Genomic DNA, 26,600 nt, shown 5'->3' on the forward strand with positions numbered 1-26,600 from the left:
TGCATTGGGGAGAGTGTTATGTTATGGTTAAACACTCATGCCTAATAACAATAAAGCGTTCAACTCGGATCTCAGCAGTTGCTGCACTTATAGGAGTGATGAATGCAGCGCTTACTTACTTATGGCAATGCTACGGTACGCTAATAGCGAGTGAATAATAGGTATGTGCACTGAAATAACCTAACGCGTTGTTACTGATGTTAGATGGCGGATTGCCTGGCGTTACACCTCCACCTGGTCCGCCCCGCCTTTGTTGCCGCAAGGTAAACCAGTAAGTAAACACATCTTTATCAATATTTTGCGTTTCTACTTCCACTTGGTCGCCAGTTTTCAGGTCGTCATCTTCATCGTCATCATTGGTATCCGGGTACAAATCTTCTTTGCGTATATTGCCATCCGTAAGGCGGTCGTCTGTTACATACACACGATTGCTTTTCTTGCCGTTAATGCGCATAATGTAACGGTATTGGTTTGGTTGACCTTTAGGGTCAGTATAATTTACAGATACCAATTTGCGTGTAGTGCTACCAAAAGTAACATTTGATAAACTGAGCGAGTCTATCTTTACAGCGGTAGGCATAACCGAAGTTGCCGCATAATCTTGCCCGTCAACCACTACTTTCATTTTGTAAGTTCTGCCGGTTACACCGCGCATAATCACAGCATACTGGCCCGGTGCTGTCTCAGCGAACTTCCACGAATTGCCCAGGTTGTCGGTTACCCGAACATCCGCGCCTGATACGGCAGGGTAAACGTTTTTCTCCGTATACGCTACCGACCGGCTTATTTTAATGATCTGGTTCTCCCGCACATTAGAGATGTTACCCTCAATTACTAATTGTGATGTGGAGGTGTTGACATCAATATCAATTACCTTCTGACAAGCGCTCAGCAGTGCACCGCACAGTATGAATAAAAGCAGGTAGTATTTCAATTTCATTATCAACTTGCGTTAAAATTTAAAATTCCAGGTTACCGATGGTATTATGCCAAAAAGCGACGTTTGTACAGCTTCAGTTCTTGATGGATCGCTTGCTACATCTCTAAAATCCACAGAATACGGGTTTTTACGGTTTAAAGCGTTATACAGCCCAAACGACCAACTAGAATGGAACCTTTTACCAGTGTCTTTACCCTCCAGTGTAGCGCTTACATCAAGCCTGCTGGTATAAGGCAGCCGGTTGGCATTACGTTCGGTGTAAAAAAAAGTAGTCATGTTACCAACCTGGTACTTGCCGGCCGGGTAGGTTACGGCATTACCGGTGTTATATATATAATTGGCAGATAAAGTCCAGCGCTTACTCATTTTGTAAATACCAACTAGTGCCACGTCATGCGTGCGGTCTTGCCTGGCCGGAAAGTAACTGCCATTGTTCAACTCATTAAATTTACGTTCTGTACGCGATAAGGTGTAGCTAATCCAGCCGCTTAGCTTGCCTATGCGTTTCTTTGCATACAATTCGAGCCCGTATGCACGACCATCACCAAACAACAATTGCGACTCTACGTTGGCATTAGCAATTAACCTTGCTGCATTTTTGTATTCGATCTGGTTTTGCATCCGTTTGTAATACACCTCTGCCGAAAATTCATAGGTATTATTTTTTGCGTTTTTAAAGTACCCCAAAGCTACTTGGTCTGCCACTTCGGGCCTGATGTTGTTGCTGCTCATTACATACTGATCAGTAGGAGAGCTGGAGCCGGAATTGGAAAGTATATGTATATTTTGCGTATTGCGGTTATAGGATGCCTTAACCGAATTTTGCTCATTAATGGTATAACTAGCCGAAAAGCGCGGTTCGAGGTTGAAATAGCTTTGCACAAATTTACCGCCGCCATAAGTATCTGAGGAGGTAATATCTCCAATGTTGTTGTAAGTATTAAAAGTTCCAGGCCCGAGCAAGCTAAACCAGCTGGCGCGCAAGCCATATAAAAGGTTAAGCCGCTGGCTAACCGCATATTCGTCTGACAGGTAAGCCGATGATTCCAGTCCGTAACGGTTCTCTATTGATAATGCGTTAAAGCTTGATGTGCTGCTGGTTGATATATCAGACGGTGCTATACGGTGATGTGTGGCTTGCAGGCCGAAGCGGAGCGTGTGCTGATTGCTAAAATACTGGAAATCTTGTTTTAGATTATAGTCGCGAATAAGAGAGGTTACCTCAAAGTTGTTGACGTCGTCAAGCAATTTTATAGCGTAGTTGTATTTGTTGTAAATGAGTGAAGTATTAGAGAATAGGCGACTAGTGAAAACATGGTTTAAACGCAATGTGGCGGTGCTGTTTCCCCAATTATTATCAAACAGATCTTTAATGCCAATGTTATCCTGCCCAAAATAACCAGAAAGGAACACCGTATTCTTGTCGTTGAACTTATAATTCACCTTCATGTTTAAATCATAAAAGTTTAGCGTATTGCCTTTAATGGCAGTATCAGGAGATGCCTTAAGCAAAAAGTCAATATAGGTTCGTCGGGCGCTCACCATGAAAGAGCCTCTGTCTTTCACTATTGGTCCCTCCAGCTTTAACCTCGATGAAATAAGGCCGATGCCACCCTGCATTGAGAAATTCTTGTTATTGCCATCATCCATCTTCACATCTAACACAGATGACAAACGGCCGCCGTACTGCGCAGGCATGCCCCCTTTATAAAGGTCTACGTTTTTAATAGCATCGGCATTAAAGGTGGAAAAAAAGCCTAGCAAATGAGAGGAATTGTATACCGTTGCTTCGTCAAGCAGTATTAGGTTTTGATCTGAAGCGCCACCACGTACAAAGAACCCCGTGTTGCCTTCGCCTCCCGATTTTACACCCGGCAAAAGCTGAATAGTTTTTAACACATCTTTTTCGCCAAACAGAACGGGCAGGTTATCGAGTAATTTAATATCTATTTTTTCGACACCCATCTGTGGGCTGCGCACGTTTTCGTCTTTACGTTCCCCGGCTCTCACCACAACTTCCTGCAACTCTGATCCTGCTTTAAGTTCGAGGCTAAGCGTTGTGTTTTGATTTAATGTGATGCTTTTGGTTGTAGCCTGGTAGCTGATGTAACTTACACTTAGCGTATAGGTACCTTCGGTTCCAGTTAAAGAGTAAAAGCCGTAGGCGTTGGTAGCTGTGCCCAACCGGCCGGCTGGCGATTGCAGAATAACCGATGCGCCAATTAGCGTTTCGCCGGTTGCTGCGTCGCGTACGGTGCCGCTTAAGGTAAACCGTTTTTGTGCCGAAGCAGACAGTGCTCCTAAGAGGAGGAGGGTGAAAGTTAAAATGTGTAAAGGTTTAATATACATGCTTTGTAGTTGGCCGGGCAAAGGTAGTAAATTTAGTTTCAACGCATTTCGGCTTCATTTTCTTAAATACTAAACCGGGTATGTGTCGTTTTATTGTGATAATTGCAGCGCGAAATCAAAAAACCAGACAACGACTGAAACATTGTACCCAGTGGAATATGTTATCAACTAACATGAGAACTATTAAGAAGATACATGCGGCGGTTTATTCGCCCATTGCCGATTTAGTGACTTACCGGGCATTGCCTACGGCCTCAGTTGAGTATATTGATCCGTTTTTATTTTTAAACCATCATGGCCCGCAGGTATACCCGGCCCGGAATAGTGGTTTGCCTTTTGGCCCGCATCCGCATAGGGGGATGGAAACCGTAACCTTTATACTAAAAGGTGATATTTCTCACAAGGATAGCAGCGGGCACGAAAGCGTTATAAAAGCAGGAGGAGTACAATGGATGCGTGCCGGAAGGGGTTTAATACATGCCGAGGTTTCATCAGATGAGTTTAAGCGTGATGGTGGCGACCTGGAAATATTGCAGCTTTGGGCAAACCTGCCGGCCAGATTAAAAATGGCTGATCCTTACTATATAGGTAAACAACAGCAGGATATACCCGTTTTGCAATTTGATGAAGGCAAGGTTACAGTTAACCTAATTGCGGGGGAATGGAAGGACGTGAAAGGCGCTTTCGAATCGTTGACCGGTATATTTCTGAGCACGATAAACTTGAAAGCCGGGGCTGAATTGGAAGTGGCTATACCCCAAGCGCATAATATATTTTTTTATGTGATCAGCGGAGAAATTAATGTAAACGGCGCTGCCGTCCGCTCATTAAACCTGGCCGAATTTAACCACGATGATGACTTGTTGAAAATGAGCGTTAATATTGACAGTATCTTATTATTAGGCCATGCCATGCCATTTAATGAGCCTGTGGTGTCGCAAGGGCCGTTTGTAATGAATACTGAGCAAGAAATTATGGATGCCTATCAGGATTACAGAACAGGAAAATTTGGGTCATGGAAACATTAGCCAGCCTAAAGATTATTAAATTAGTTTAAAGGGGTGTTACTGATCACTTTTATTGTAATTAATAGTAAACAAGCTCATTGCTGAGTTGTAGCTAAATTTATATCTTCAGCTTTAATATCCATTTTTAAATTAAACTTTTAATTAAGTGCGGGGTTGTATATGTTTGAAAGCTCTGCACTTAAAAACTATTTATGACAGCCTCCAAATACCTGCCAACATCGCCATTAAATAAAAAAACAGTTGTAATTACCGGAGCCACTAGTGGTATTGGTAGGGCTACAGCCTTAGAGTTTGCCCGCCATGGTGCTAAAGTAGTACTGGCTGCCAGGCAAAAAGATGTTTTAGATGAAATGGTTGATCTATGTGACCGTTTGGGAGGCAAGGCGATTGCCGTAGTAACCGATGTTACCGACCCAGAATCGGTAATGCAGTTAGCAAAAGATGCCTGCATTTTTGGAGGTAGTTTAGATGTGTGGGTTAATGTGGCAGGTTTAGGCGCCTTAGGCGAGTTTACAACTATTCCTATTGAAGTGCATAACCAGGTGGTTAAGGTTAATTTACTAGGTTATATTAACGGTGCACATGCTGCGCTGACGCATTTTAAAAAGCAAAAACGAGGCATCCTTATCAATTTAAATTCAGTGGGCGGCTTTGTGGCTTTCCCTTATTCAGTGTCATATACAGCAAGTAAGTTTGGTTTGCGAGGCTATTCGGAAGCATTGCGTGCGGAGTTACAGGATTGCCCGGGTATTCACATTTGTGACGTTTTTCCGGGTTTTGTGGATACCCCTGGTCCAAGTCATGCGGCCAACTATACCGGTAAAATCTTAAAACCCGCGCCTCCCGTTGTTCCTACTTACAAAGTAGCGCACACTGTAGTATCTTTAGCGCAAAAGCCTAAAGACTCGGTTACTTTAGGAAGTGCTGCATACCTGGCAAGGTTTAGCCAATGGTTGTCGCCTAAACTAACGCGTTGGTCTACCACCAAGTTTATCAAAATGTATCTAAAGAATGCTGAACCAGCCCCGGTTACTAACGGCAGCATTTTTGAACCAACCGGTGCAAACAATCAAATATCGGGCGGCTTTACTTCCAAAAAAGTAAGTAATAAAAAAGTAGCCCGTGCAGCCGGTGTAGCCGGCGTTTTATTCGGGGCACTTTATGTCCTTAAAAAGTTGAGCTAAACTCATTGGAATGCTTGAGCAACTTTGTTCAGGTCATCTGCTGTAATTAGCTCGGGGGCATTAAATTGCTGAAACACAAGTTGTGATGGGAAGCGGACAAAGCCAGTACTGGTTTTAACCATAACCACACCATCTGCATAGAAGTGGTCTTTATAATTACCTATTGACGGGTTCAAATCGCCCAGGCGAATCAATAACTCAACAATAGCATAAGTGGGGAGGTCATCTTCAGACATGCTGTAAAATTAACTTAACCGTTTAATAATGCAGTATTAACATTGTGTTAACATTAAATCGGTTACTTAACATTGGCGTTATAAATCAATAATCTTACTTTTATAGCGCTCTATTATAGGTAAACATACAGTACGCTCCTTATGACAAATTTCTTAAGCCGGTTTATGCCGAAGAACGATGCGGTTTTTTTTAACTTATTTAACCGCGCCTCGGCCAACAGTGCAGCCATGGCTAAGTTGTTAAACGATGCCGTGAACGGTGAGTGGATTCCTGAACAGAAGACGGAATTTGCTCAAATTAGCCGGCTTAAAGCCCAGTCGAGCGATATTAAACGTCAAGTATATGCCGTGTCTGGCAAAGCATTGGTGTCACCTTTTGAACGTAATGATATGTACGCCCTGGTTTCGGCTATCAACGCCGTTTCTGATTATATCGACTCATCTGCGCGCCGTATTAACTTATATTCACTCGATGTGATAACCGCACCCATACGCGAGTTATGTGCCATTATTTTGGAAGCAAGCCAGCACATGGACAGATGCATCAGAGCCCTTAACAAGATCAGTGATTCTGAAACAATTTTGGGGATTTGCAACCAAATTAAGCAGCTAGAGCACAAAGCGGACCAAGTTTATGATAAGGCCTTTGCACTGCTAAATGCTAAAGAAACCGACACCTTTCAACTTATAAAATACAGTGAAATTTTAGGTGCCCTGGAGCGTACTACAGACAAATGTGAACAGGTAACTTACATTGTAGAAAGCATTCTGATAAAGAACAGCTAAAATATATTGAATTTATTTTCATCGCTATAGGCCATTACAAAGCTTAATGAGCCGGAAATAAAAGACATGTAATTGTAGGCTTAACACTAGCGTAATTAGTAACTATTGGCTGTAATAAGCCATGGTTAGGTTAATCATACGGTTGTAAGTACGCAGGCCTTCGGGTTGGTTATTAGCTTTTAAAAAGTTATCGTAAAATACGCTGGTTATATATCCGAGCTGATTTTGATAGTGCTGCCAATAAAGGTGCTCCACTTTCAAATCTGTTTTCACAGCTGGTGATATCTCTTTCTTGAAATTATTAAATACTACCGTATCCTGGCGGCGTACTTGTTGCATAAATTCTTGCATAGCCATGTAATACGCAGAATACCTGAGCAGCTTTTTACTGGATTTTATACCAGCCAGAAATCCGACAAAGTTAGCCTCATCCTCCCGCGCAAAGCCTATTTGATGAGCCATTTCATGGCATGAGGTTATGGGCCGGTCAACTATGGGCATAGCATAATTTATTTGCGCCTCTCCGGTGAAAGGGTTAAAGTAGCCCGCCGTAGTCATATAATTAATTACGGGAGTGAATAACGAAGGTTTTGCCGATGGAAAAGTGCTTTGCAGTTTATTGCTAAATTTCCCTAAATTTTGTACGGCCTGCTTCGAAATATCAAATATTGCTTTGTTATCAGTTAGAGTGTCTGCCCGTAGTATGCTGCTCCGCAAACTGTTGGTGCTATCTATTAATAACCTGGTAACTTTTTGCAGCTGGTTTGATGAATAAGTTTTGTTAGGTAAATTTAAAATGGCAGCCGCCGGTGGACGGAAGTAATTCAGCCCCCACATCAAGTAAAACAAACCAATAAAGAGCTGCAGTTTAATGATAAATTTGAGCGTTTCGCTCCATAATAACCTGAAATTTTTTCGCCGAATGTTTCGAAAACAACGCCACAAACTGTAAAGTAAGTAGGAGATGATGTAAAAGTAAAACAAGTCGCCTAAACTAAATGGCACCCAACCCAACAAGGAGTGGGCTATATAACCAATAAACTGGTAAAGGCCTGTGCTGTAATAACGCTCAATAAAGTTAGGAAAGTAACCTGCAGTAAACAATAGCGCAAGCAACACACCTAAACCGGCTATTAATGCATAAGCTTTCTTATCTGAAAATGCTTTGACCGGGGCAGGTTCAATCATGCAGCAAATTAAGCAGCATACAAACACATATCCAACATGAAGTTGCAGCTTAATTGTTTTTTTCTTCTTCTCTTACTTCTTCCCAATACAGTGTGTTTATATCGAGGCCGTTACTGGTGGCCACCTGGGCCTTTATGGCGTTTAACGTTTCTTTTAAATTTTCACTGCTCGAAGCATAATCTACCGAGTAGTAATAAATTACGTTGTCGGTTTTAGTGTTTACAAACCTAAAGTGTTTTGCTGAAGTTTCCATACAGAAAAGTTTAAGGTATCGCTCGATATCACAATCTTATAATCAAACGCTTACTTTACCGTAAGATTGTAAGTGGACTATGGCTAACCACGTCAAAATTGTAGGCCAATATTTCCATATTTTTATCAAAATGGTATTAAATTTTAGAGTTGTTGTTAATTCTTGCGTTATTAATTAAATAGTTATAAGAATTGATTTACTTTGCCGTTAATATGCATAGGGTGAAGAACTTTAAAAAAAGGCGTATACTATGGCCAGTACTTATTTTTGTACTGGAACTAGCAGCCTATGCACAAAACAAGCGCGACGATACCAACTATATATCGGGTTACTTACAAAGTGATTTAAACGGTGAAACGTCGGGCATTGCTGCATCCGGTAAGCATAGTGATGTGTATTATATACATAATGATAGTGGTGATAACAATCGTTTTTTCGCAATTGACAGGCAAGGGAAACTATTAGGCACCTATTACTATGTAACAGATAAAGGCGCAGTAAACGTTAAGGATTGCGAAGACATAGCAGTTGGCCCGGGCCCATTGCCAAACAAGAGTTATGTATATATAGGTGATATTGGAGATAATGGCGCTTCCAATCGATCCGTTAATATATACCGTATAGCCGAGCCCGATCTGCCTGCCGTGGCCGATAGTGCACAAACGTTGCAGTGCAGTGTTCTGTCAGTTACCTATCCCGATGGGCCGAAGGATGCCGAGACGTTGATGATAGATCCTACGGAGAAGCTCCTGTACATTGTAACCAAGAGGCACAGTATGGTGAGCGTTTACACCGCACCTTTAAATTTTAAGGCCAATGACACAGTAACACTTACCAAGCGCTGCCAGCTACATTTCAAAGGATTACAGCCATTCAAATGGATAGTAAGCGGCGATATTTCAAAGGATGGCAGCCAAGTTGTATTAAAGAGCTACAGCCGCGTTTACTATTGGCGACGGCACGATAAAGAGGCTGTTTGGCAGACTTTACAGCGTAAGCCTGTTCAGCCTGCTTATGAACAGGAAAAACTGGGCGAAGCCATTGGCTTTGCAGCAAACGGCAAAAGCTATTACACCGTTAGCGAAGGTAAAAGGCAGCCCATTTATCACTATACTATACCCAAGTTATAGAATTGGCGGCAGTGTCATTGGCCGGTAATAGCTAAAAAAGCAGATACATAAACTTAAATGGCATTCTTATATTTGATTAAAATCAGTTAAGATGAAAGTACAAATATGGTCGGATGTGATGTGTCCGTTCTGTTATATAGGTAAGCGCCATTTTGAGGAAGCCTTATCCGCCTTTGAGCATAACGATGTAGTAGAGGTGGAGTGGAAAAGCTTTCAGCTCAATCCTGCCTTAAAAACAAACCCCGATATAAGTGTTTACCAATCATTGGCCGATAGCAAAGGCTGGAACCTGGATTATGCTAAACAGCTTAGTAACCAGGTAACAGAAATGGCCGAACAAGCAGGGTTACAGTACAATTTTGACCGTGCGGTGGTGGCCAATAGCTTTAATGCACACCGTTTAAGTCATTTGGCTAAGAAACACGGATTGGGTGATGCGTTAGAAGAGCGCTTGTTTAAAGCCTACTTTACAGATGGCCTCAACATCGACGATAAGGAAGCGTTGGTTAACATAAGCACAGAAATCGGATTAAAAGCAGAAGAAGTGACAGCCGTTGTGGATAGTAACGTTTACGCAGATGAGGTGTACCAAGATATTCATGAGGCTGAAACATTAAATATTCGTGGTGTGCCGTTTTTTGTGATAAACAACCGTTATGCAGTATCGGGCGCACAGGCTACAGAAGTATTTCTGAATACTATGAAGACAGCTTACAGCGAATGGCAACTACAGCCAAAAAACCTGGAGATAACCGATGGCCCAAGCTGCGACGCAGACGGTAACTGTTAAACCCCAATAATAATAAAAGAAAAGGCCTGTATGTTAATACAGGCCTTTTCTTTTATGTCGACAATTTATCTTAAGCTACTTGCGCGTTTGCAGAGTCACTTGGGGCAGGTTTAGGCACAGGTGCCGTAATCTTGCCACCACGATTTGAACGGGCCGTACGTGAAAATACAGACAACTCGCGATCGAACAAAAACTCAAACAGCAAGCGTGTGTATGAGGTGTGGTGACCTAACTCATCATAATGCCTGCCTGCCAGTGCTTTCACTTTTGGCAGATTGTTCCAGGGTACTGACGGGAAATCATGATGCTCATTGTGATAACCTACATTCAGGTTAGGGAAGTTTAAGCGGCCATAATAACTTTTAGTTTCTTGCTCACCGTGCGTTAAGAAATGCTCCTGTACCCAGCGTGCGCCAAGTGGATGCAAACCAACCGAGAAGAAGAAGCTTAATGCCAGGTATAACACAGCACCCCATCCTAAAAAGTAAATTACAGCACCTGTAAAAGTAATTTGCACCAACCAGTTCACTGCAGTCCAACCATCAAAAAGGTTAATTTCTTTTAAGCGGAAGGGACGAAGTGCCTGGAAAATCGGATAAAATAACAGCCACATAGCTTTTCCAAAGGTGTAGTTGTTTATTAATCTGGCCTCCCAGTGGAAAGGCATATCAGCATCCAGCGCTTCAACGCCCTGGTAAGAATGGTGCTTTAAGTGATATTTTTGAAAAGAAACGGCACTAGGTAATAGTGTTGGCAAATTTGCAAAAATACCCGACCATGTATTGGCCAGTTTATTTTTAAAAATTAAATTATGGGCACATTCGTGTATACACACAAACAGGGTATGGCAGGCAAAAGCACCAACGCCGTATGCTGCCAGGGCTATCCAATACCAAGCAGCATCCCTAAGTAAATAAGCTGCGGCTATCTGCACGCCTACACATAAAGTGATTACTAAAAAGGTGTACGGATTACGGCCTATCAGCTGGCGTAATTCAGGGTGTTCTTTAATGATGGCTTTTGTGCGTTGTTTGTGCGGTTCACTCTCGTCAGACCATCTAAAGCTTTTTTTCTTCATACGTTGATATAGCTGGTTTCAATAATTTAAAAGTAACCTAAAGGTAAAACATTTAATTAAAAAACTGCCAAATTATCTTAAGAAAGCCTTCCTTACGCGTAAAGGCCATAAACATTTGACAGTACAATGTTTATGGCCTTTTAATTAATTAAGTAATCTATGGTAACGATTAACTGCTAATTATACTTCATAAGGAGGCATATCCTCCTTCTGCTGTATCCAGTTGTAAACTGTCTCAATTACTGTTTCATAGCCAGGCTCACAGCAAATAAAGTGGCTCTTACCTGCAAATTTGCGAAACTCAGTTGAGCTTAATTCATCATCGTATGCTTTTGCATTCTTTTCACAAAGTTCATAAGGTATTATTTCATCCTCTTCGCCGGCAATAAATAGTAAAGGTACATGTGGTAATTCCAAGTCTACCTTGCCGTCTTCACCAAGACAATCGCGCAGTACATTACGGCTATCATTTGTAGCAGTACGTTCATACGGTTCTTTTACCGCTTCTATACTCATAGTGTTGGCAAAAGACCCTTGAAAGCTTTCCAGATCCATTATAAAAGGATCATCGCCTTTTAATGGGTTAGTAATAAGCGCGCTATTCTTGGTAAATCCCCAATCCAGTGTAATCATGGCATTAGGAGCTACAGAGCTGATAGCAACGCCTAATTTGGCCAGACCTTCATTAACTAATATTTGTGTAATCAGGCCGCCTACAGAGTGACCAATCAGTATTGGTTTTTCGGTTTGGGAAGTTGCTAACTGCCTATATTTCTCAATAATAACAGCCAGCCGTAATTCGCCTAAACCAGCAGGTGTATTTGCGCGTAAATCGGCAGGCTCGCCTTCGTGCAGCGGCCATGATTCGGCAATACAGTTATAACCTTTTTCAGTAAAATGTTTTACCCATGGTTCCCAGCTTTTGGCGTTCTGGAACATGCCATGAATAAGGATGATCGTGCTTTTCATAGGTCCGTATTCTTAAAAGTAAAAATGAATTACTTTTAATTACAGACAGTTCGATTGATTGTTGAAAAGTTGCTACAATCAGCGGTTGTATAGAGCATATAATCAATTTAAAACAAGTGGTTATACCTTATAAAAGTCCTTAAACCAAGTTACAAATCGGTTAATACCTGCCTGTATATCCGTTTGCGGATGATAGTTAAATTCTTTTTCCAGGTCGCTCATATCAGCATCGGTAGATAGCACATCGCCGGCCTGCATAGGCAGTAAATTAATTACAGCTTTTTTGCCTATAGCATTTTCAAGCGCTTCAATAAACTTCATTAACTTAACCGGGGAGGAGTTGCCAATATTATATAACCTGTAAGGTGCACTTGAAGTGGCAGGATCGGGTTGCTGGCTGTTCCATTTTGGGTTGGCAGTAGCAGGCTTGTCTAACACTCGAATAATCCCTTCTACTATATCGTCAACATAAGTGAAATCGCGCTGCATTTCGCCATTATTATACACATCAATAGGATTACCTTTTATTATGGCATCGGCAAATTTAAAATAAGCCATATCCGGCCGTCCCCAGGGTCCGTATACCGTAAAGAACCGTAAACCGGTGGTAGGTATCTGATATAGATGGCTGTAGCTGTGCGCCATCATTTCGTTGCTTTTTTTGCTGGCTGCATACAAACTAACCGGATGCGCTGCCCCGTCGTGAACTGAGAATGGCGTGTTGCTGTTTAGTCCGTAAACGCTCGAGCTGCTGGCGTAAACCAAATGCTTCACCTGTACACTGCGGCAGCCTTCCAGTATGTTTAGAAAACCCGAAAGATTGCTCAGTGCATAATCGTGCGGATTGGTAATGGAATAACGCACACCTGCTTGTGCGGCCAAGTGGCAAACTACATCAAATTTATAAGTATTAAACAGACTTTCCATCTGCGCCCGGTCTGATATATCGAGCTTAATAAAGCAGTAATTGGGGTAAAGCGTGCTGCAAACCGGTTCATTGTCTTGCAGGCTTGCGGTTGCAATACCCGATGCCTCCAGCCGACCATGTTTTAGTTCAGTATCGTAATAGGTATTTATGTTATCAACGCCCACTATATCAAAACCTAAACGGGCAAGCCTTTGGGCTACATAAAAACCAATAAAACCAGCTGTACCGGTAACTAAAATCTTCATATAAATATTAAACAGGCCAGGGCCACAAGGGCACAAAGGTAAATTTATTTTTACGAATTAACGTTTGCATTAACCGCCGCTTATATGTGCAATGTAATACAGATGTTATAAACGTTACAGCCCGAAAAAACATATCTTGTGCATAACAAAAGGTTATGGATATGCAAAGAATATTTACCCTTACTACACTACTTGGTATCGTATTGAATAGTTATGGCCAAAGTAAAACGGCCACAGCTAATCTACCCGGCCTGGCGTCCATCAAAGAAGCTGATTTAAAACGCGATATTTTTGAGCTGGCCGGCGATGCATTTAGAGGACGACGAGCTGGCTCTGAAGATGAAATGCGGGCTGCTGCCTGGGTAGCGCAAAAAGCTCAACAGGCCGGATTGAAACCCGCCGGTGATGACGGTACTTATTTTCAGTACTTTAATATGCGCCGTACCCGAACTGCCGACCGGAGCATTATGCAAGTAGGCGATCAGAATTTTAAAATGGGTAATGATTTTTGGATAACCCAGCCGGTGGATGTCCACCTGGATGGTGCTGTCACCTGGCTCAACGCTATGGCCGATACCTCTGCCAATTTACAAGGCAAAATCGTAGCAGTTAAAATTGAGGCGCCTAAACCCTTACCGGCTGCTGGTATGAGCTTGTGGGAATATCGTTACACCGCATCGGCTATACGCCAGCAAGGCATGGCGTTACGCCGTAGAGGAGTGGCTGCTATAATTTTTGTAGCAAATGAAATTACTGAAAAAGAAATTGCTTTTATTGGCCATAATTATGAGGACGGTTCTTACCAAAACGTAGGCTTGACTACCACAACGCGCACTAATCTTAGTAACGGAAGAGCTGTACCCGTAATACTGGTACGTTCAGGATTAGAAAGCGCTATTAAACAAGGCAGCAATATGCGTGCTGACATTGTCATGGAAACCTTTTTATATCCATCGGTAAACGTGGTTGCCAAGGCAGGCGGTACAGACGCAAAACTGCGCAATGAATACGTGCTATTCAGCGGTCACCATGATCATGATGGCATTGGCAACCCCGTTGGGCAGGATTCTATTTGGAACGGGGCAGATGATAATGCTTCGGTAACTGTAGGTATGCTGGCCATTGGTAAGGCATGGGTGGCAAAGCCAGGTAAACGCTCGGCATTATTTGTTTGGCATGGGGCGGAGGAGCGGGGGCTGCTCGGTTCCCGCTGGTTTGCAGTGCATCCAACTGTTAAGAAGGAAAGTATTGTAGCCGTTTTGAATGGCGATATGATTGGCCGTAATTCCATTGATTCAGCGGCTTTATTAGGTTCAATAGCTCCACATCGCAATTCTACGGCATTGGTTGATATGGCTATGCAGGCTAACAGGCAGCTAACCAATTTTAAGATAGATACCTCATGGGATGACGCAAAGCATCCTGAGAACTGGTACTTCCGGAGTGATCATGCACCTTATGCCCAAGCCGGAATTCCTGCTATATTCTTCACCAGCTTATTACACCCCGATTATCATACGCCAAAAGATGAGCCGCAATTCATCAGCATACCCAAGTTGGCTAAAATGACGCGCTGGATGTATGCTACCGGCTGGGCGGTATCGCAAACCATGATCAAGCCCGCGCTAGATACCAAGTGATTTCGAGTTGAGTATGGCTCTTGTGCCAAACTCTTTCCAGTTATTAATTATTTGCAATATATAATCAATATAATTAAAAAAAAGTAGCGGCACTGATATTGATTGCCAGTAATTTAGCTGTACATAAATCGCTTATTAAATGGATGATTTTTTAGCAGCCCGCTCACAAATGGCCCTTTCGCTGGGGTTTCACATTATTTATGCCTGTATTGGTATGGTTATGCCGTTTTTTATGGCAGTTGCCCATTACCGGTGGCTAAAAACCAAAGATGTTAATCACAAAAATATAGCCAAGGCCTGGAGCAAAGGCGTTGCAATTTTCTTTGCCACAGGAGCAGTGTCGGGCACTATTTTGTCGTTTGAGTTGGGTTTGCTATGGCCTAAGTTTATGCAGCACGCAGGCCCCATTTTCGGTATGCCGTTCTCGCTTGAGGGTACAGCCTTTTTTATAGAAGCTATTGCGCTTGGGTTCTTCTTATATGGCTGGGAGCGGCTAAATCCATTATTCCATTGGTTTACAGGCGTAGTAGTAGGCGTTAGCGGATTGGCCTCTGGTATTTTGGTAGTAGCCGCTAATGCCTGGATGAACAGCCCCGCAGGGTTTGATTATATAAACGGGCAATACACCAACATCGATCCTATGAAAGCCATGTTTAACCAGGCATGGTTGCCCGAAGCTTTGCATATGACATTAGCCGCCTTTGCCTCAACCGGTTTTGCGGTAGCAGGTGTGCATGCGTTAATGATTGTACGTAAACGCAATGTGGTTTTTCATCAGCAGGCATTCAAAATTGCCGCCGGCTTTGCTGCCGTTGCGGCCCTTTTGCAACCCTTAGCCGGCGACGTGGCTGCTAAAAGCGTAGCTAAACGTCAGCCCGCAAAACTGGCTGCTATGGAAGCATACTTTCATACACAGCCCGCATCGCCATTGGTAATAGGAGGCATTCCAGATGTAAAGGCTAAAAAAGTAAATTATGGACTGGAAATTCCGGGCATGCTCAGTTTCCTGGTGTATGATAATTTTCATCAGCCGGTAAAGGGATTAGATCAAATACCGGAGAAGGATCAGCCACCCATAGCCGTCACGCATTATTCGTTTCAGGTAATGGTGGGGTTGGGCATGTTTATGATGCTGGTTGGTGTATTATATTTAATAGCTGTATGGTTTAAAAAGCACTGGTTAAATAGCAACTGGCTGCTGCGTTTATTTATTGTTGCAATACCAACAGGCTTTATTGCGGTTGAAGCGGGTTGGATGGTTACTGAGATTGGACGCCAGCCGTGGATTATTCATGGTGTTATGCGTACTGCCGATGCTGTTACGCCTATGCCTGGTATAGCATGGTCTTTTTATGTTTTTACAGCTATTTACATTTCGCTAAGTATTGTGGTAGTTTTTCTGTTGTACCGCCAAATTAAAATGGTGCCGCAGTTATATGACAAACAACCCGAAAATCTAACTTTAAGCCAGTCATAAATTATGGAATACGTTATCATTGGCTTTTTGTGGCTTGCTATTTTGCTTTACCTGGTGTTGGGTGGTGCCGATTTTGGTGCTGGTATTATTGAATTGTTTAGTACGCCCGCTAATCGTAGCCGTACCCGCAAAGCAGCTTACCAGGCAATAGGCCCTATTTGGGAAGCTAATCACATGTGGTTAATTATTGCTGTGGTTATCTTGTTTGTTGGCTTTCCGCTCATATATAGTACCATGTCTATCTATCTGCATATACCGCTTGTTATTATGCTTATTGGCATTACGGCGCGGGGCACGGCATTCGTATTCCGAAATTACGATGCTGTAGTTGACAATATGCAGGGCATTTATAATCGTATTTTTTTATTATCAAGCTTTATCACACCGCTATTTTTAGGCATCATTGCAGGTAGCGCTATCTCAGGGCAAATCAACCCGTCATCAACCGACTTCCTGTCGGCCTATGTGTTCGTTTGGTTTAATTGGTTTTCGGTTGCTATTGGTTTGTTTACCGTAGCTTTATGTGGGTTTCTGGCTTCTATTTATCTCATTGGTGAAGCCAAGAATGACGAGGATAAACGCGATTTCATCCGGAAAGCCAGAAACTGGAATATTATTGCGGTTGTATGTGGTGCGCTAGTATTTACAGCTGCCTGGCATGACGATATTCCGCTTATGCGTTGGATTTTGGGCAACACGATAGGGCTAACAGCTGTTATTGCAGCATTTATATCCCTCTTGGTTTTGTGGATACTGGTTGGCAGAGGTAAAACAATAATGCCCCGGATTTTAGCTGGCTTTCAGGCCAGCATGATTTTGCTGGCAATCACTTATGTTCACTTTCCCGACTTCCTGATTCTCAAAGATGGCGAACACTTGTCACTATTTAAGCACCAAGCACCCAATGCTACTATGCAAGCACTAGGTTGGGCTTTAATAATTGGTAGTTTGTTTATATTGCCCGCCTTATTTTACTTGTATTATAGCTTTCAAAAGGATCGCTTTGTTGAGGACGGACACTTGAAATCTTAATTGTAATTAGTACGACATCTTTGTTAATTGCTTGATAAAATACAGTTATGCACTAATTGTGGAATGCCATTTGTGAAAAGCATACCATGGAATTACTAAACGTGCTAGAGCAAATAGACGAGGAAGCTAAAGTAATACAAACAACTAACGTAAAAGGCCGTAAAGCCTGGATGCCTAAGCGTGTGGTGTTCACACCCGATGCTATGGACGAGCCATACGGCCAACAAATATTTGAGCGTGCGCAGGCTTTAAATCTTAATGTTCAGTTGTTGAAGAACAACCGCATTACAGGCTTACGTGGCGCGACAGACAAGGAAACTTATAAAATAGCCAAAAATACCTTAGCTATCGTAAACGCACCTAAAAGCGCGTTTAATTTAAGACCCATTCCACCATCGGCTGATTGGCAATTTCACCTGGCCGAGGGTTGCCCTGCTCATTGCCAGTATTGTTACCTGGCTGGCAGTTTACAAGGGCCGCCGGCCATCAGAGTATTTGCCAACTTGCCCGCTATTCTTGAAAACACTATTAAGTTTGAGCGGCTAAACCAAATTACTTCGTTTGAAGCCAGCTGCTATACCGATCCGTTAAGCATAGAGCATATAACCGGTGGTTTGGCCAAAACCATCAGGTTTTTTGGCCAGCGCGCTATGAGTCATCTGCGCTTTGTAACTAAGTTTGATGCGGTAGACCATTTAATCAATTTGGAACATAACGGGCGAACGCGTTTCAGGTGCAGCCTAAATGCTGATGCCGTGGCCCGCCGGTTAGAAGGCGGTACGCCTGGTGTTGCAGCCCGGGTACAAGCTTTACGCAAAATGGCTTTGCCCAAAGAGCTGGGTGGTGGCGGTTATCCGGTTGGCGTGGTACTTGCGCCAATTATGCCAATACCTAACTGGGAAGAAGCATACACTGACTTGTTTGAACATTTACAACAAAACTTAAACTTTGAAACAGATTTAACTTTTGAGTTGATTACTCACCGTTTTACCCCCGGCTCTAAGGATATATTAATGAGCTGGTACCCTAACACCGGCCTGGATATGGATGAATCTACCCGTTCTACCAAGCGTAACAAGTTCGGTGGCATAAAGTACGTGTACACCCGCGAGCAAATGGGATATCTAAAAAGTTTTTTTGAGCATGAGATTAACACCCGGTTCCCGCAAGCCAAAATATTGTATTGGACATAGGTGAATGAAGTGTAGGAGCAAAGGCACTGTATTCAATCAAAATTAAAAAGCGCCGTTTAGGATATTAGCAAACAATCGTGTCAGATCATGCATTTAATATAAGAGCATGATCTGACACGATTTCCAACAGTCGTTTAAGACGAGATAAAAGATGTTGTGTAAGTTATCAGGTGTATTTAAAGATAACTAAATTAACTCCAGTATTTTACTTGTCCGTTCGCGTGTTTCATTAGCCAGTTGTGCATTTTTAGATAGAGATTGTCCGTATGAAGGGATCATGCCTCTCAACTTTTCCTGCCATTCAGGTGTTTTTGCCTGATCCTTAAAGCAACGCTCTATTAATTGCACCATGATGGATACAGAAGTTGATGCTCCCGGTGATGCGCCAAGCAAGGCTGCAATACTACCATCTGCTGCTGTAACAACCTCGGTACCAAATTCGAGCACACCACCACGTTTAGGGTCTTTTTTGATTACCTGCACACGCTGTCCGGCAATGTCCAGGTCCCAGTCTTCTTTTTTGGCATTGGGGAAATAGTCTCGCAAAGCGGCCAAACGGTCATCTTGAGACTGCGTAACCTGGCTAATCAGATAACGAGTTAACGGGATGTTGTCGATACCAGCCTTCATCATCGGGAAGATGTTGCCCGGTTTAATAGATCCGAATAAGTCCCACAGTGATCCCTTTTTTAGGAAACGGGTGGAAAAACCTGCATAAGGGCCAAATAACAATGATTTCTTACCATTAATCATTCTGGTATCCAGGTGAGGTACCGACATCGGCGGCGAACCTACCGACGCTTTCCCATAAACCTTCGCCTGATGGCGCTCAATTACTTCCTGGTTATGGCAAACAAGCCATTGTCCGCTAACAGGGAAACCACCAAAACCTCTACTCTCGGGAATGCCCGACTTTTGCAGCAGATGAATGGCACCACCACCAGCGCCTACGAACACAAATTTTGCTTTCAGCTTACGGTTTGCGCCTGTAGCCAGATCTTTTACGCTTACACGCCAGCTTTGGTCTTTTTCGCGAGATAAGTCTCGCACTTCATGCTGCAAGTGCAGGCTAACGCCAGGTTGTTGTTTTAAGTAATTAAACAAGCTGTTAGTTAATGCACCAAAGTTTACATCGGTGCCTAAATCCATCCGGTTAGCTGATACCTTCTCGCCGTTTTGGCGGCCTTCCATTACTAACGGTATCCAGTTCTGCAGTAATTGTGCATCTTCCGAATACTCCATGCCAGCAAAAAAATGATGCTTTACAAGAGCTTCATAACGCTTTTTAAGGTACGACACATTGGCATCGCCCCAAACAAAGCTCATGTGTGGAACCGGGTATATGAAGTTTTTAGGAGATTGTATAATCTGCTGCTCTATTAAAAACGACCAGAACTCCTTAGAAACCTCAAATTGTTCGGCGATCTTTATAGCCTTTGATATGTCAACAGTTCCATCCTGCAGTTGCGGAGTGTAATTAAGCTCACAAAAAGCAGAATGTCCGGTGCCGGCGTTGTTCATAGCATCCGAGCTTTCGGCAGCCATTACATCCAGCCTTTCAAAAATTTCTATAGTAAGGTTGGGCTGGAGATGTTTAAGCATCAGCCCTAATGTGGCGCTCATGATGCCGGCGCCAATCAGTACTACATCAGTCTCAGGTTTCTGTGTATATTCGGTGTTAGTCATTTTTGGTTTGAACGGTACAAATGTACACGCAATTTGCTTTGTGCCTAATTAAAACGTGTGATATTACGACTTTCAACGTAAAAATTACATTTTTTTTGTCAACAAGATTAGTAGACTTAATTCTCTAGCAACTTACGCCCCTCTAATAGGACTCATTTACATCAAAGCACTCTTTGGGTATTTTGTTTTACAGCACTTAAAATCAATTGGGCGGGCCAGCCATTGCTTAAAACCAAACCTCAACTTGTTACTCATCCACCAGGTCGTTTAATTATACTCGGTTACATTCATAGCCTTGCCTCTTTAAATGATTTAATAATTAGTTTTTTGTAAAATATATCTCGATGTGCTGCTGTAAGTATAACATCGGGGCAACGGTAAGTTTAAATACATTTAGGATTTTTGATTTTTAGTGATATCTTTATCAAACAACCGGTTAAATCATTATGAATTCAAAAATCTTCAACTCTTTTGTGCTGGCCGTTTGCGGCGTTTTGTTCTGCGTTATACTGGCCGATGTTAGCGGTAAGTGGAGCGGTTATATTGATTACAATGGTAATGATATACCTTTAACGTATAACTTTAAAGCCGACGGCGATAAGCTCACAGGCACATCTGATACACCGCTGGGTACAGCTGATATTACCGATGGGAAGATTGACAAAGACATGATCTCTTTTAAAGTAGACCTTAACGGAAGCACCGCCACGCATATTGGCAAAGTTTACCAGGATTCAATCAAATTAAAAATAACGTATAACGGAGCAGATTTTCTTACTACGTTAAAGCGTAATAAAACACAGTAAAAAGGTCCATAAAAAAAGCGGGTTCATTAATTGAACCCGCTTTTTTTATGGCTGTTGTGTTTGATTAAAATTTTGATTGTAAAACAAAGTATTTGTCATAATCCGGTTTAACAGGTAAACAAAGACCGGGGCCGCCAATACATCAATCGTATAATGCACGTGTTGTACCAGCAATAAACAGCCCACCGCTACAGTTGCTATTATGGATAAAATGCGGTCGCTTTTTTTGGTTAAGCAAAAATACATTGTAATTAACGTAGATGTATGACCTGAGTAAAACAAGTCTTTGGTAACAATGGTATGGCCGTAAAATATGCCGGTTATAGGATCAACCAGTTCAACCAGTCCGGCTGGGGCTGCAAGTGGCACTAACGTTATAGTAAGTAATCGGGTTAGGCATATCACTATATATAACCATATATAACGTACGTAAATAGCAGGCGACTGAATAGCCCGTACCAAAGTTAATAAGCCCATACCCCAAATTATAAGGAATATATAAAGCGATACATCGGTAGGAGGGATTTGAGCAAGTACCCAATCGTGCAGTTGTATGCCCGGGCGTTTTTCAATGTACTGAAAAAAGTGAGGCATGGCCGATAAAATAATGGCCACAATCACCGACCCCGTTACCATCAGCGAACGTTGCGATGTACAAGCCCAGGTAGCTTTCCAGTTTTTTCTTAATGATATTGTTCCGTTTCGGCTCACCGTTCAAATTAAATAAGGCTTGCAAAATTAATGCTTTATATGATATGTTAAATCATTTTAATGTGAATATTAATAGGATGTTACTCAAGTTGTGATAAACAATTACTTATTACATTACCTTTGTGCCTGTAATTTTTTTACAATATGAAATACAAGCTTGGAGATTTTGTGCGATTTGTTGACGAAAGGCGAGAAGGATATGTGACCCGCATTTTTGACGAGCAAATGATTGGCGTAACTGGCGATGATGATTTTGAAATACCAGTTTTGGCCAGTAAGGTTACGACGGTGCACGGCCACCAATCTGGCAGCCAGGCGTCTGGTGGTGAGGTCCGCGGAACGTTGGCTGTACCGGCTGGTGAATTTAAAACAAATGGTGTTTACCTGGGCGTTGTAAGTGATGTTAAGGCTGCCTCCGTTGTACACTTTCATTTGATTAATGAAACGTCATACCAATTGATGGTTACATTGATTACCGAAAAGCAGCAATTTAAAGGGGAGTTTATCGGTATACTGCAGCCAAAATCTGCTACTGCTATTTACTCCGCTCAATTGGCTGATATACAAGTGTGGCCTAAATTTAACTTGCAGATTTTATTTTATACGCAGCAAGATATGAAGCCTGCGCAGCCTTTAGTTTTTAGCGATAAGTTTAAAGCCAAAGATTTTGCAGGCGCTAAAAAGCCTTTGCCAGTCATCAATCAACAAGGTTGGCTCATAAGGCTGGACGAGCCAGAAATGGTTATTGATGCCGAGAAGCTTAAAGGAAGCTTTTTTAAACCTGCTGTCGAGAAACAGGAGGTGGAGAAACCTTTAAGTGAAGTAGATTTACATGTAGAAAAGCTGCGCCAGGATCATCACTTTATGGGTAGCCAGGAGATTTTGCGTGTGCAGCTCGAGCATTTCAAAAAGGCGCTTGACGCGGCAATAGTTCATCAATTGCCTGAGATAACATTTATACACGGTGCCGGTAACGGCACGCTTAGAAATGAGTTGCATAAGCAATTGAGCAAGCATCAAAAGGTTCAAACATTTATGGATGCCCGTAAAGAAAAATTTGGATATGGCGCAACCAAGGTTTTGTTGAAGTGATAAACGATTCGTGTTTATAGTAATCGTTTATCAGATAGAATAGGAAGTATAAACCATAATAACGGTGCGTATAAGCTTAATGCGCTACCGGAATAATAAGAATGAAAAGAGTAGTAATTACAGGAATGGGCGTGGTTTCGTCGTTAGGAACTGATGTAGCCACTTTCTGGAACAACATTAAAAATGGAAGAAGCGGCGCAAAAGCAATAACCCGTTTCGATACATCAAAGTTTAAAACACAATTCGCATCACAGCTGCCCGATGATTTTCATACGGCACAGTATCTGGACAAAGGCGAAGTAAAACGTAATGACCTGTTTACTCAGTACGCCCTCATTGCTGCTAAACAGGCTATCGAAGACTCAGGATTTGACATTAATGCGATGTCACCCTATGATGTGGGCGTAATTTTCGGGTCGGCACAGGGTGGTTTTGAGACTTTCGAGCAGCAGATCAAAGAGTATTCAGCAACCAATCATGAGCCGCATTTTAACCCGTTTTTTATTCCCAAAACGCTGGTTAACATGGCATCAGGGTTAATATCCATAAAGTATGGCTTAATGGGTATCAACTTCACCACAGTATCGGCCTGTGCCAGCGCCAATAGCGCCATTATGGATGCGCTGAACTACATACGTTGGGGAAAAGCCAAAATTATTGTCACTGGTGGTGCAGATGCGCCTATAACCGAGGGCTCTATTGGTGGGTATAATGCGCTAAAGGCCTTATCAACCCGTAATACCGATCCAGAGGCTGCTTCAAGACCGTTTGATGTGGAGCGCGATGGTTTTGTGATGGGTGAGGGTGCAGGTGTATTGGTATTGGAAGAGTATGAGCACGCGAAACAACGCGGTGCAACCATTTATGCAGAAATTGCAGGCTCGTCGATGACTGGGGATGCTTACCACATTACTGCAACACACCCTGAGGGTAAAGGAGCTATTAAAGCAATGGAGCTGGCTTTGCAAGATGCCGGCTTAACACACAACGACGTAGATTACCTGAATGCCCACGCTACGTCAACCCCGGTTGGTGACATTAGTGAGGCAAAAGCTATCTATTCCGCCTTTGGCGACAGTGCCAAACTCTCGGTTAGTGCTACCAAATCCATGACGGGGCATTTACTGGGTGCTGCCGGTGCGGTGGAGGCTATAATTTCTATAAAAGCAGTAACCGACAACTTGGTGCCGCCTACTATTAACACCACTACTTTAGACTCCCAATTGCCTGTTGGCCTGCATATAGTAACCGGCGACGCAGTAGAGAAAACCGTTAATATAGCCATGAGCAATACCTTTGGTTTTGGTGGCCATAACGCTGTAGTGGTATTTAAAAAGGTTTAGGTAATTCGAGATTTGGATTTATTTGAGGAAAAGCCGCGTTACGGCTTTTCCTTGTCCAAAACAGTGAATCTCACTTTAACAGTATTTCCGTTTGCATCTACCAGTGTAAGTATATGCTTGCCGGGCGGCGCTGTTAGGGCCATTTGGTGATAATCATGCGTTACGCCCAGGTATTGGTTATCCAAATGCCAAAACACTTTTATGCCTGGTTGCCTATGTGCAGCGTTACATATCATGCGGCCGCGTGTACCATCAGCTTCTATGGGTATGTATATTTTGGCGTCATCTTTAGGATAAATAATTTCTATAGGCTGGCCTTTATCGGCCACGGCACAATCGCTCCTAAATGGTGGCAGGGTGCGGTACTGATAATTGCGGGCTTTGTAATAATACTCCATAGACGGTGGCAGAACAAACCATTTTTGATGCACCATCCGTTCTGGTGATTCGCAATCGGTAGTTACCTGCCACTGCCGGGTGGCATCCAGATGAACTAATTGGTGGTAGGGACACACCGGCGATTTCAGTCCGCCGGAAGGCACCCACATTTGTGCTATATGTTCGCAGTATTCACCTGCACGGCATCCGCTTTCCTTGCATACATCAATCTTCACCATAGCGTTTACCGGTGCTTTAAACCAATCGCGTGCAACGGGTAAAAGCCTGAAGATCTCGAATAATACAGGCGCGGCAGTGTTAATGCCAGTTAGGTCGGGCCTTCCTTCGCCAGTGGTGTTGCCCACCCAAATACCCACCACATATTTGGGCGTAACACCTATAGCCCAACCATCTCTAAAGCCAAAACTGGTGCCGGTTTTCCAGGCTATACGCTGAGTTGAGGCAAACTGCTGCCAAAGCATTTCTTCGCCCGGTCGCATCACCTCTTCCATCGCCTGAAAAGTGTAGTAAATTGAACCGGCATCCAACAATCCATTTTTTTCGGTTGGTTGGTTTAACGGGGCTGCTTGGTAAACAGGTGCATGATAATCAGCAGCTGAGTAACGATTGTTTTGATTATAATGATTAAGCACCCGGGCCATGCTGGCATAAGCACCAGTTAGTTCCCACAGCGTATTTTCACATCCGCCTAAAATAAGCGATAAGCCATAGTGGTCTGCCGGCTGGTTGAGCGTAGTGATGCTCATTTTTTTAAGCACCTCGTAAAAACGTTCGTACTTGTACTTCTGCAACATTTTTACCGCAGGTACATTCAAGGAACGGGCTAATGCTCTGGAAGCCGGCACTGCACCATCATAACCCAAATCAAAGTTTTCGGGATGGTAACCGGCTATTTGGGTTGGTATATCGGGTACGAGTGTATTAGGCAAGATGAAACCATCGTGTAACATCGCTGCATATAACATGGGCTTTAGGGTACTGCCCGGGCTACGAGGCGCATTGGCCACATCTACATTGCTCTGCAGACCCTCATCTGCCGGGTGAAAAATGTTGCCGGCATAGGCTAATGCCTTGCCCGTTTCCACATCGAGCACAACGGCCGCCAGGTTATTGATTTCATTGGCTTTCAAAATACGATGATGACGTTCTAAAATGGCAGATACCTGTTCTTGTAAACCGGCTCTCAAAGTAGTTTTGATACGGGTGTTAAATAATGATTGTGGTGGATGCTCAGCCTTAAAGCGTTCTAATAAGTGAGGGGCAATTTGTGGAAGTTTTAAGGGCTTATCGGGCATCGGTTCAAGTTTGGACAACTCGGCAGTGCTTTGGTCGATGATGTGTTTTTGAGCTAGTTTGTCCAGCAAAAGGTTGCGCTTTTTTAATAACAACTTACGGTTTTTACCTGGGTGTACCAGCGAGGGGGCATTAGGCAAAACTGCCATTGCTGCCATCTCTCCCCAGGAGAGCTTATCGGAACTGCGCCCGTAATAACGCCATGCTGCTGCGTTTAATCCAATAACATTGCCGCCAAATGGGGCATTGCTGGCATACAGGGCCAATATTTCTTCTTTACTATAGGTAAGTTCCAAGCGCAGCGCCATTACCATCTCAATCATTTTGTTCCAAATGGTACGACGGTGGTGAGTGGCTAAGCGTATCACCTGCATAGTAAGCGTGCTGCCCCCGCTGCTTACTTTCTGGCTCTTTAAATTCTGACGGATCGCCCTCCCAAAAGCCAGCACGTCTACACCCGGATGGTGCCTGAAGCGCTTGTCTTCGAAAGCAATGATACATTTTTTAAATTTATCGGGTACGGCTTCGTCATACGGGAAACGCCATTGTCCGTCGGCCGCTATGGCAGCACCCAAAAGCTGCCCTTGCTCGTCGTCAATAACATAAGATGTAGGTCTTTTAAAGAGCGGCTTAGGCAGGCAAAACCAAAACGCAATACAAAGGAATAATATAATAGCCAAAGGTATGTATACCTTTGGCTGCTTAAGCGTATTTTTGAATGCTGTGTTGCACCTAACGGAAGTGTGCAATTCTGAATTATTCTTCATTTACTGCGCTATGTCAAAAAATCTCACAGCCGTTCAAAACACAGTTTATAACACTAG

Annotated in this window: 23 protein-coding genes; 12 read left to right on the plus strand and 11 right to left on the minus strand. The window is 43.0% G+C overall.

The features are described from left to right. Window positions 1–130: 130 nt before the first annotated feature. Together ABDD95_RS09625 and ABDD95_RS09630 are read right to left on the minus strand one after the other, a co-directional pair. On the minus strand, window positions 131–940 hold the full coding sequence (locus ABDD95_RS09625) for a DUF4249 domain-containing protein (RefSeq protein WP_345951674.1): 810 nt from the start codon (window positions 938–940) through the stop codon (window positions 131–133). A 12-nt stretch (window positions 941–952) separates the two neighbouring features. Then, window positions 953–3,289 carry a TonB-dependent receptor gene (locus ABDD95_RS09630; RefSeq protein WP_345951675.1) on the minus strand — a complete coding sequence of 779 codons (2,337 nt, stop codon included), beginning with the start codon at window positions 3,287–3,289 and terminating at the stop codon, window positions 953–955. Window positions 3,290–3,462: 173 nt separating this feature from the next. Here ABDD95_RS09630 and ABDD95_RS09635 point away from each other — a divergent pair, with 173 nt between their 5' ends. Beyond that, window positions 3,463–4,317, plus strand: coding sequence for a pirin family protein (locus ABDD95_RS09635; protein ID WP_345951676.1), 855 nt, complete (start codon window positions 3,463–3,465; stop codon window positions 4,315–4,317). 191 nt (window positions 4,318–4,508) lie between these two features. Further along, window positions 4,509–5,501, plus strand: a complete 993-nt coding sequence (locus ABDD95_RS09640) for an SDR family oxidoreductase (RefSeq protein ID WP_345951677.1) — start codon at window positions 4,509–4,511, stop codon at window positions 5,499–5,501. Window positions 5,502–5,503: 2 nt separating this feature from the next. On the opposite strand, the gene ABDD95_RS09645 is transcribed toward ABDD95_RS09640, so the two are convergent. Beyond that, window positions 5,504–5,737 carry a hypothetical protein gene (locus ABDD95_RS09645; RefSeq protein ID WP_345951678.1) on the minus strand — a complete coding sequence of 78 codons (234 nt, stop codon included), beginning with the start codon at window positions 5,735–5,737 and terminating at the stop codon, window positions 5,504–5,506. A 165-nt stretch (window positions 5,738–5,902) separates the two neighbouring features. On the opposite strand from ABDD95_RS09645, the gene ABDD95_RS09650 reads away from it, so the two are divergent. After that, window positions 5,903–6,523, plus strand: a complete 621-nt coding sequence (locus ABDD95_RS09650; RefSeq protein ID WP_345952586.1) for a DUF47 family protein — start codon at window positions 5,903–5,905, stop codon at window positions 6,521–6,523. Window positions 6,524–6,625: 102 nt separating this feature from the next. On the opposite strand, the gene ABDD95_RS09655 is transcribed toward ABDD95_RS09650, so the two are convergent. Together ABDD95_RS09655 and ABDD95_RS09660 are read right to left on the minus strand one after the other, a co-directional pair. Continuing rightward, window positions 6,626–7,711 (minus strand): DUF3810 domain-containing protein, encoded by a 1,086-nt coding sequence (locus ABDD95_RS09655; protein WP_345951680.1) that lies wholly within the window; start codon window positions 7,709–7,711, stop codon window positions 6,626–6,628. 49 nt (window positions 7,712–7,760) lie between these two features. Beyond that, entirely contained in the window at window positions 7,761–7,964 is a 204-nt protein-coding gene (locus tag ABDD95_RS09660) for a hypothetical protein (protein ID WP_345951681.1), read from the minus strand. Between the two features lie 221 nt (window positions 7,965–8,185). Here ABDD95_RS09660 and ABDD95_RS09665 point away from each other — a divergent pair, with 221 nt between their 5' ends. Together ABDD95_RS09665 and ABDD95_RS09670 are read left to right on the plus strand one after the other, a co-directional pair. Then, window positions 8,186–9,094 (plus strand): hypothetical protein, encoded by a 909-nt coding sequence (locus ABDD95_RS09665; protein ID WP_345951682.1) that lies wholly within the window; start codon window positions 8,186–8,188, stop codon window positions 9,092–9,094. A 91-nt stretch (window positions 9,095–9,185) separates the two neighbouring features. Beyond that, the gene (locus tag ABDD95_RS09670) at window positions 9,186–9,884 is read left to right on the plus strand and encodes a DsbA family oxidoreductase (protein ID WP_345951683.1); all 699 of its coding nucleotides are present in this window, start codon (window positions 9,186–9,188) and stop codon (window positions 9,882–9,884) included. Between the two features lie 70 nt (window positions 9,885–9,954). Here ABDD95_RS09670 and ABDD95_RS09675 read toward each other — a convergent pair whose 3' ends face one another. From ABDD95_RS09675 to ABDD95_RS09685, 3 genes are all read right to left on the minus strand, one after another. Continuing rightward, complete coding sequence (locus ABDD95_RS09675; protein ID WP_345951684.1) at window positions 9,955–10,962, minus strand: fatty acid desaturase; 1,008 nt, start codon at window positions 10,960–10,962, stop codon at window positions 9,955–9,957. Window positions 10,963–11,142: 180 nt separating this feature from the next. Then, complete coding sequence (locus ABDD95_RS09680; protein WP_345951685.1) at window positions 11,143–11,931, minus strand: alpha/beta hydrolase; 789 nt, start codon at window positions 11,929–11,931, stop codon at window positions 11,143–11,145. Between the two features lie 120 nt (window positions 11,932–12,051). Beyond that, window positions 12,052–13,104, minus strand: coding sequence for an NAD-dependent epimerase (locus tag ABDD95_RS09685; RefSeq protein ID WP_345951686.1), 1,053 nt, complete (start codon window positions 13,102–13,104; stop codon window positions 12,052–12,054). A 161-nt stretch (window positions 13,105–13,265) separates the two neighbouring features. On the opposite strand from ABDD95_RS09685, the gene ABDD95_RS09690 reads away from it, so the two are divergent. The 4 genes from ABDD95_RS09690 to ABDD95_RS09705 all read left to right on the plus strand — a co-directional run bounded on the left by ABDD95_RS09690 (window position 13,266) and on the right by ABDD95_RS09705 (window position 18,446). Further along, the gene (locus tag ABDD95_RS09690; RefSeq protein WP_345951687.1) at window positions 13,266–14,744 is read left to right on the plus strand and encodes a M28 family peptidase; all 1,479 of its coding nucleotides are present in this window, start codon (window positions 13,266–13,268) and stop codon (window positions 14,742–14,744) included. Between the two features lie 139 nt (window positions 14,745–14,883). After that, window positions 14,884–16,221, plus strand: a complete 1,338-nt coding sequence (locus ABDD95_RS09695) for a cytochrome ubiquinol oxidase subunit I (RefSeq protein ID WP_345951688.1) — start codon at window positions 14,884–14,886, stop codon at window positions 16,219–16,221. A 3-nt stretch (window positions 16,222–16,224) separates the two neighbouring features. Next, a complete protein-coding gene (locus ABDD95_RS09700; RefSeq protein WP_345951689.1) occupies window positions 16,225–17,253 on the plus strand; it encodes a cytochrome d ubiquinol oxidase subunit II in 1,029 nt (342 codons plus the stop codon). A gap of 86 nt (window positions 17,254–17,339) precedes the next feature. Continuing rightward, window positions 17,340–18,446, plus strand: a complete 1,107-nt coding sequence (locus ABDD95_RS09705) for a spore photoproduct lyase family protein (RefSeq protein WP_345951690.1) — start codon at window positions 17,340–17,342, stop codon at window positions 18,444–18,446. A 186-nt stretch (window positions 18,447–18,632) separates the two neighbouring features. Here ABDD95_RS09705 and ABDD95_RS09710 read toward each other — a convergent pair whose 3' ends face one another. After that, a complete protein-coding gene (locus ABDD95_RS09710) occupies window positions 18,633–20,132 on the minus strand; it encodes a malate:quinone oxidoreductase (protein WP_345951691.1) in 1,500 nt (499 codons plus the stop codon). Window positions 20,133–20,578: 446 nt separating this feature from the next. On the opposite strand from ABDD95_RS09710, the gene ABDD95_RS09715 reads away from it, so the two are divergent. Next, complete coding sequence (locus ABDD95_RS09715) at window positions 20,579–20,938, plus strand: hypothetical protein (RefSeq protein ID WP_345951692.1); 360 nt, start codon at window positions 20,579–20,581, stop codon at window positions 20,936–20,938. Between the two features lie 45 nt (window positions 20,939–20,983). Here the strand turns inward: ABDD95_RS09715 and ABDD95_RS09720 are convergent, their stop codons facing one another. Beyond that, complete coding sequence (locus ABDD95_RS09720) at window positions 20,984–21,649, minus strand: phosphatase PAP2-related protein (RefSeq protein ID WP_345951693.1); 666 nt, start codon at window positions 21,647–21,649, stop codon at window positions 20,984–20,986. A gap of 144 nt (window positions 21,650–21,793) precedes the next feature. On the opposite strand from ABDD95_RS09720, the gene ABDD95_RS09725 reads away from it, so the two are divergent. Both ABDD95_RS09725 and fabF read left to right on the plus strand, forming a co-directional pair. Continuing rightward, window positions 21,794–22,741 carry a Smr/MutS family protein gene (locus ABDD95_RS09725; RefSeq protein WP_345951694.1) on the plus strand — a complete coding sequence of 316 codons (948 nt, stop codon included), beginning with the start codon at window positions 21,794–21,796 and terminating at the stop codon, window positions 22,739–22,741. A gap of 101 nt (window positions 22,742–22,842) precedes the next feature. Further along, the gene (gene fabF / locus ABDD95_RS09730) at window positions 22,843–24,084 is read left to right on the plus strand and encodes a beta-ketoacyl-ACP synthase II (RefSeq protein ID WP_345951695.1); all 1,242 of its coding nucleotides are present in this window, start codon (window positions 22,843–22,845) and stop codon (window positions 24,082–24,084) included. A gap of 38 nt (window positions 24,085–24,122) precedes the next feature. On the opposite strand, the gene pbpC is transcribed toward fabF, so the two are convergent. Continuing rightward, on the minus strand, window positions 24,123–26,543 hold the full coding sequence (pbpC, locus tag ABDD95_RS09735) for a penicillin-binding protein 1C (protein ID WP_345951696.1): 2,421 nt from the start codon (window positions 26,541–26,543) through the stop codon (window positions 24,123–24,125). Window positions 26,544–26,600: the final 57 nt, after the last annotated feature.

Origin of the sequence: Mucilaginibacter sp. PAMB04274 (genome assembly GCF_039634385.2) — a bacterium.
Lineage (GTDB): Bacteria > Bacteroidota > Bacteroidia > Sphingobacteriales > Sphingobacteriaceae > Mucilaginibacter.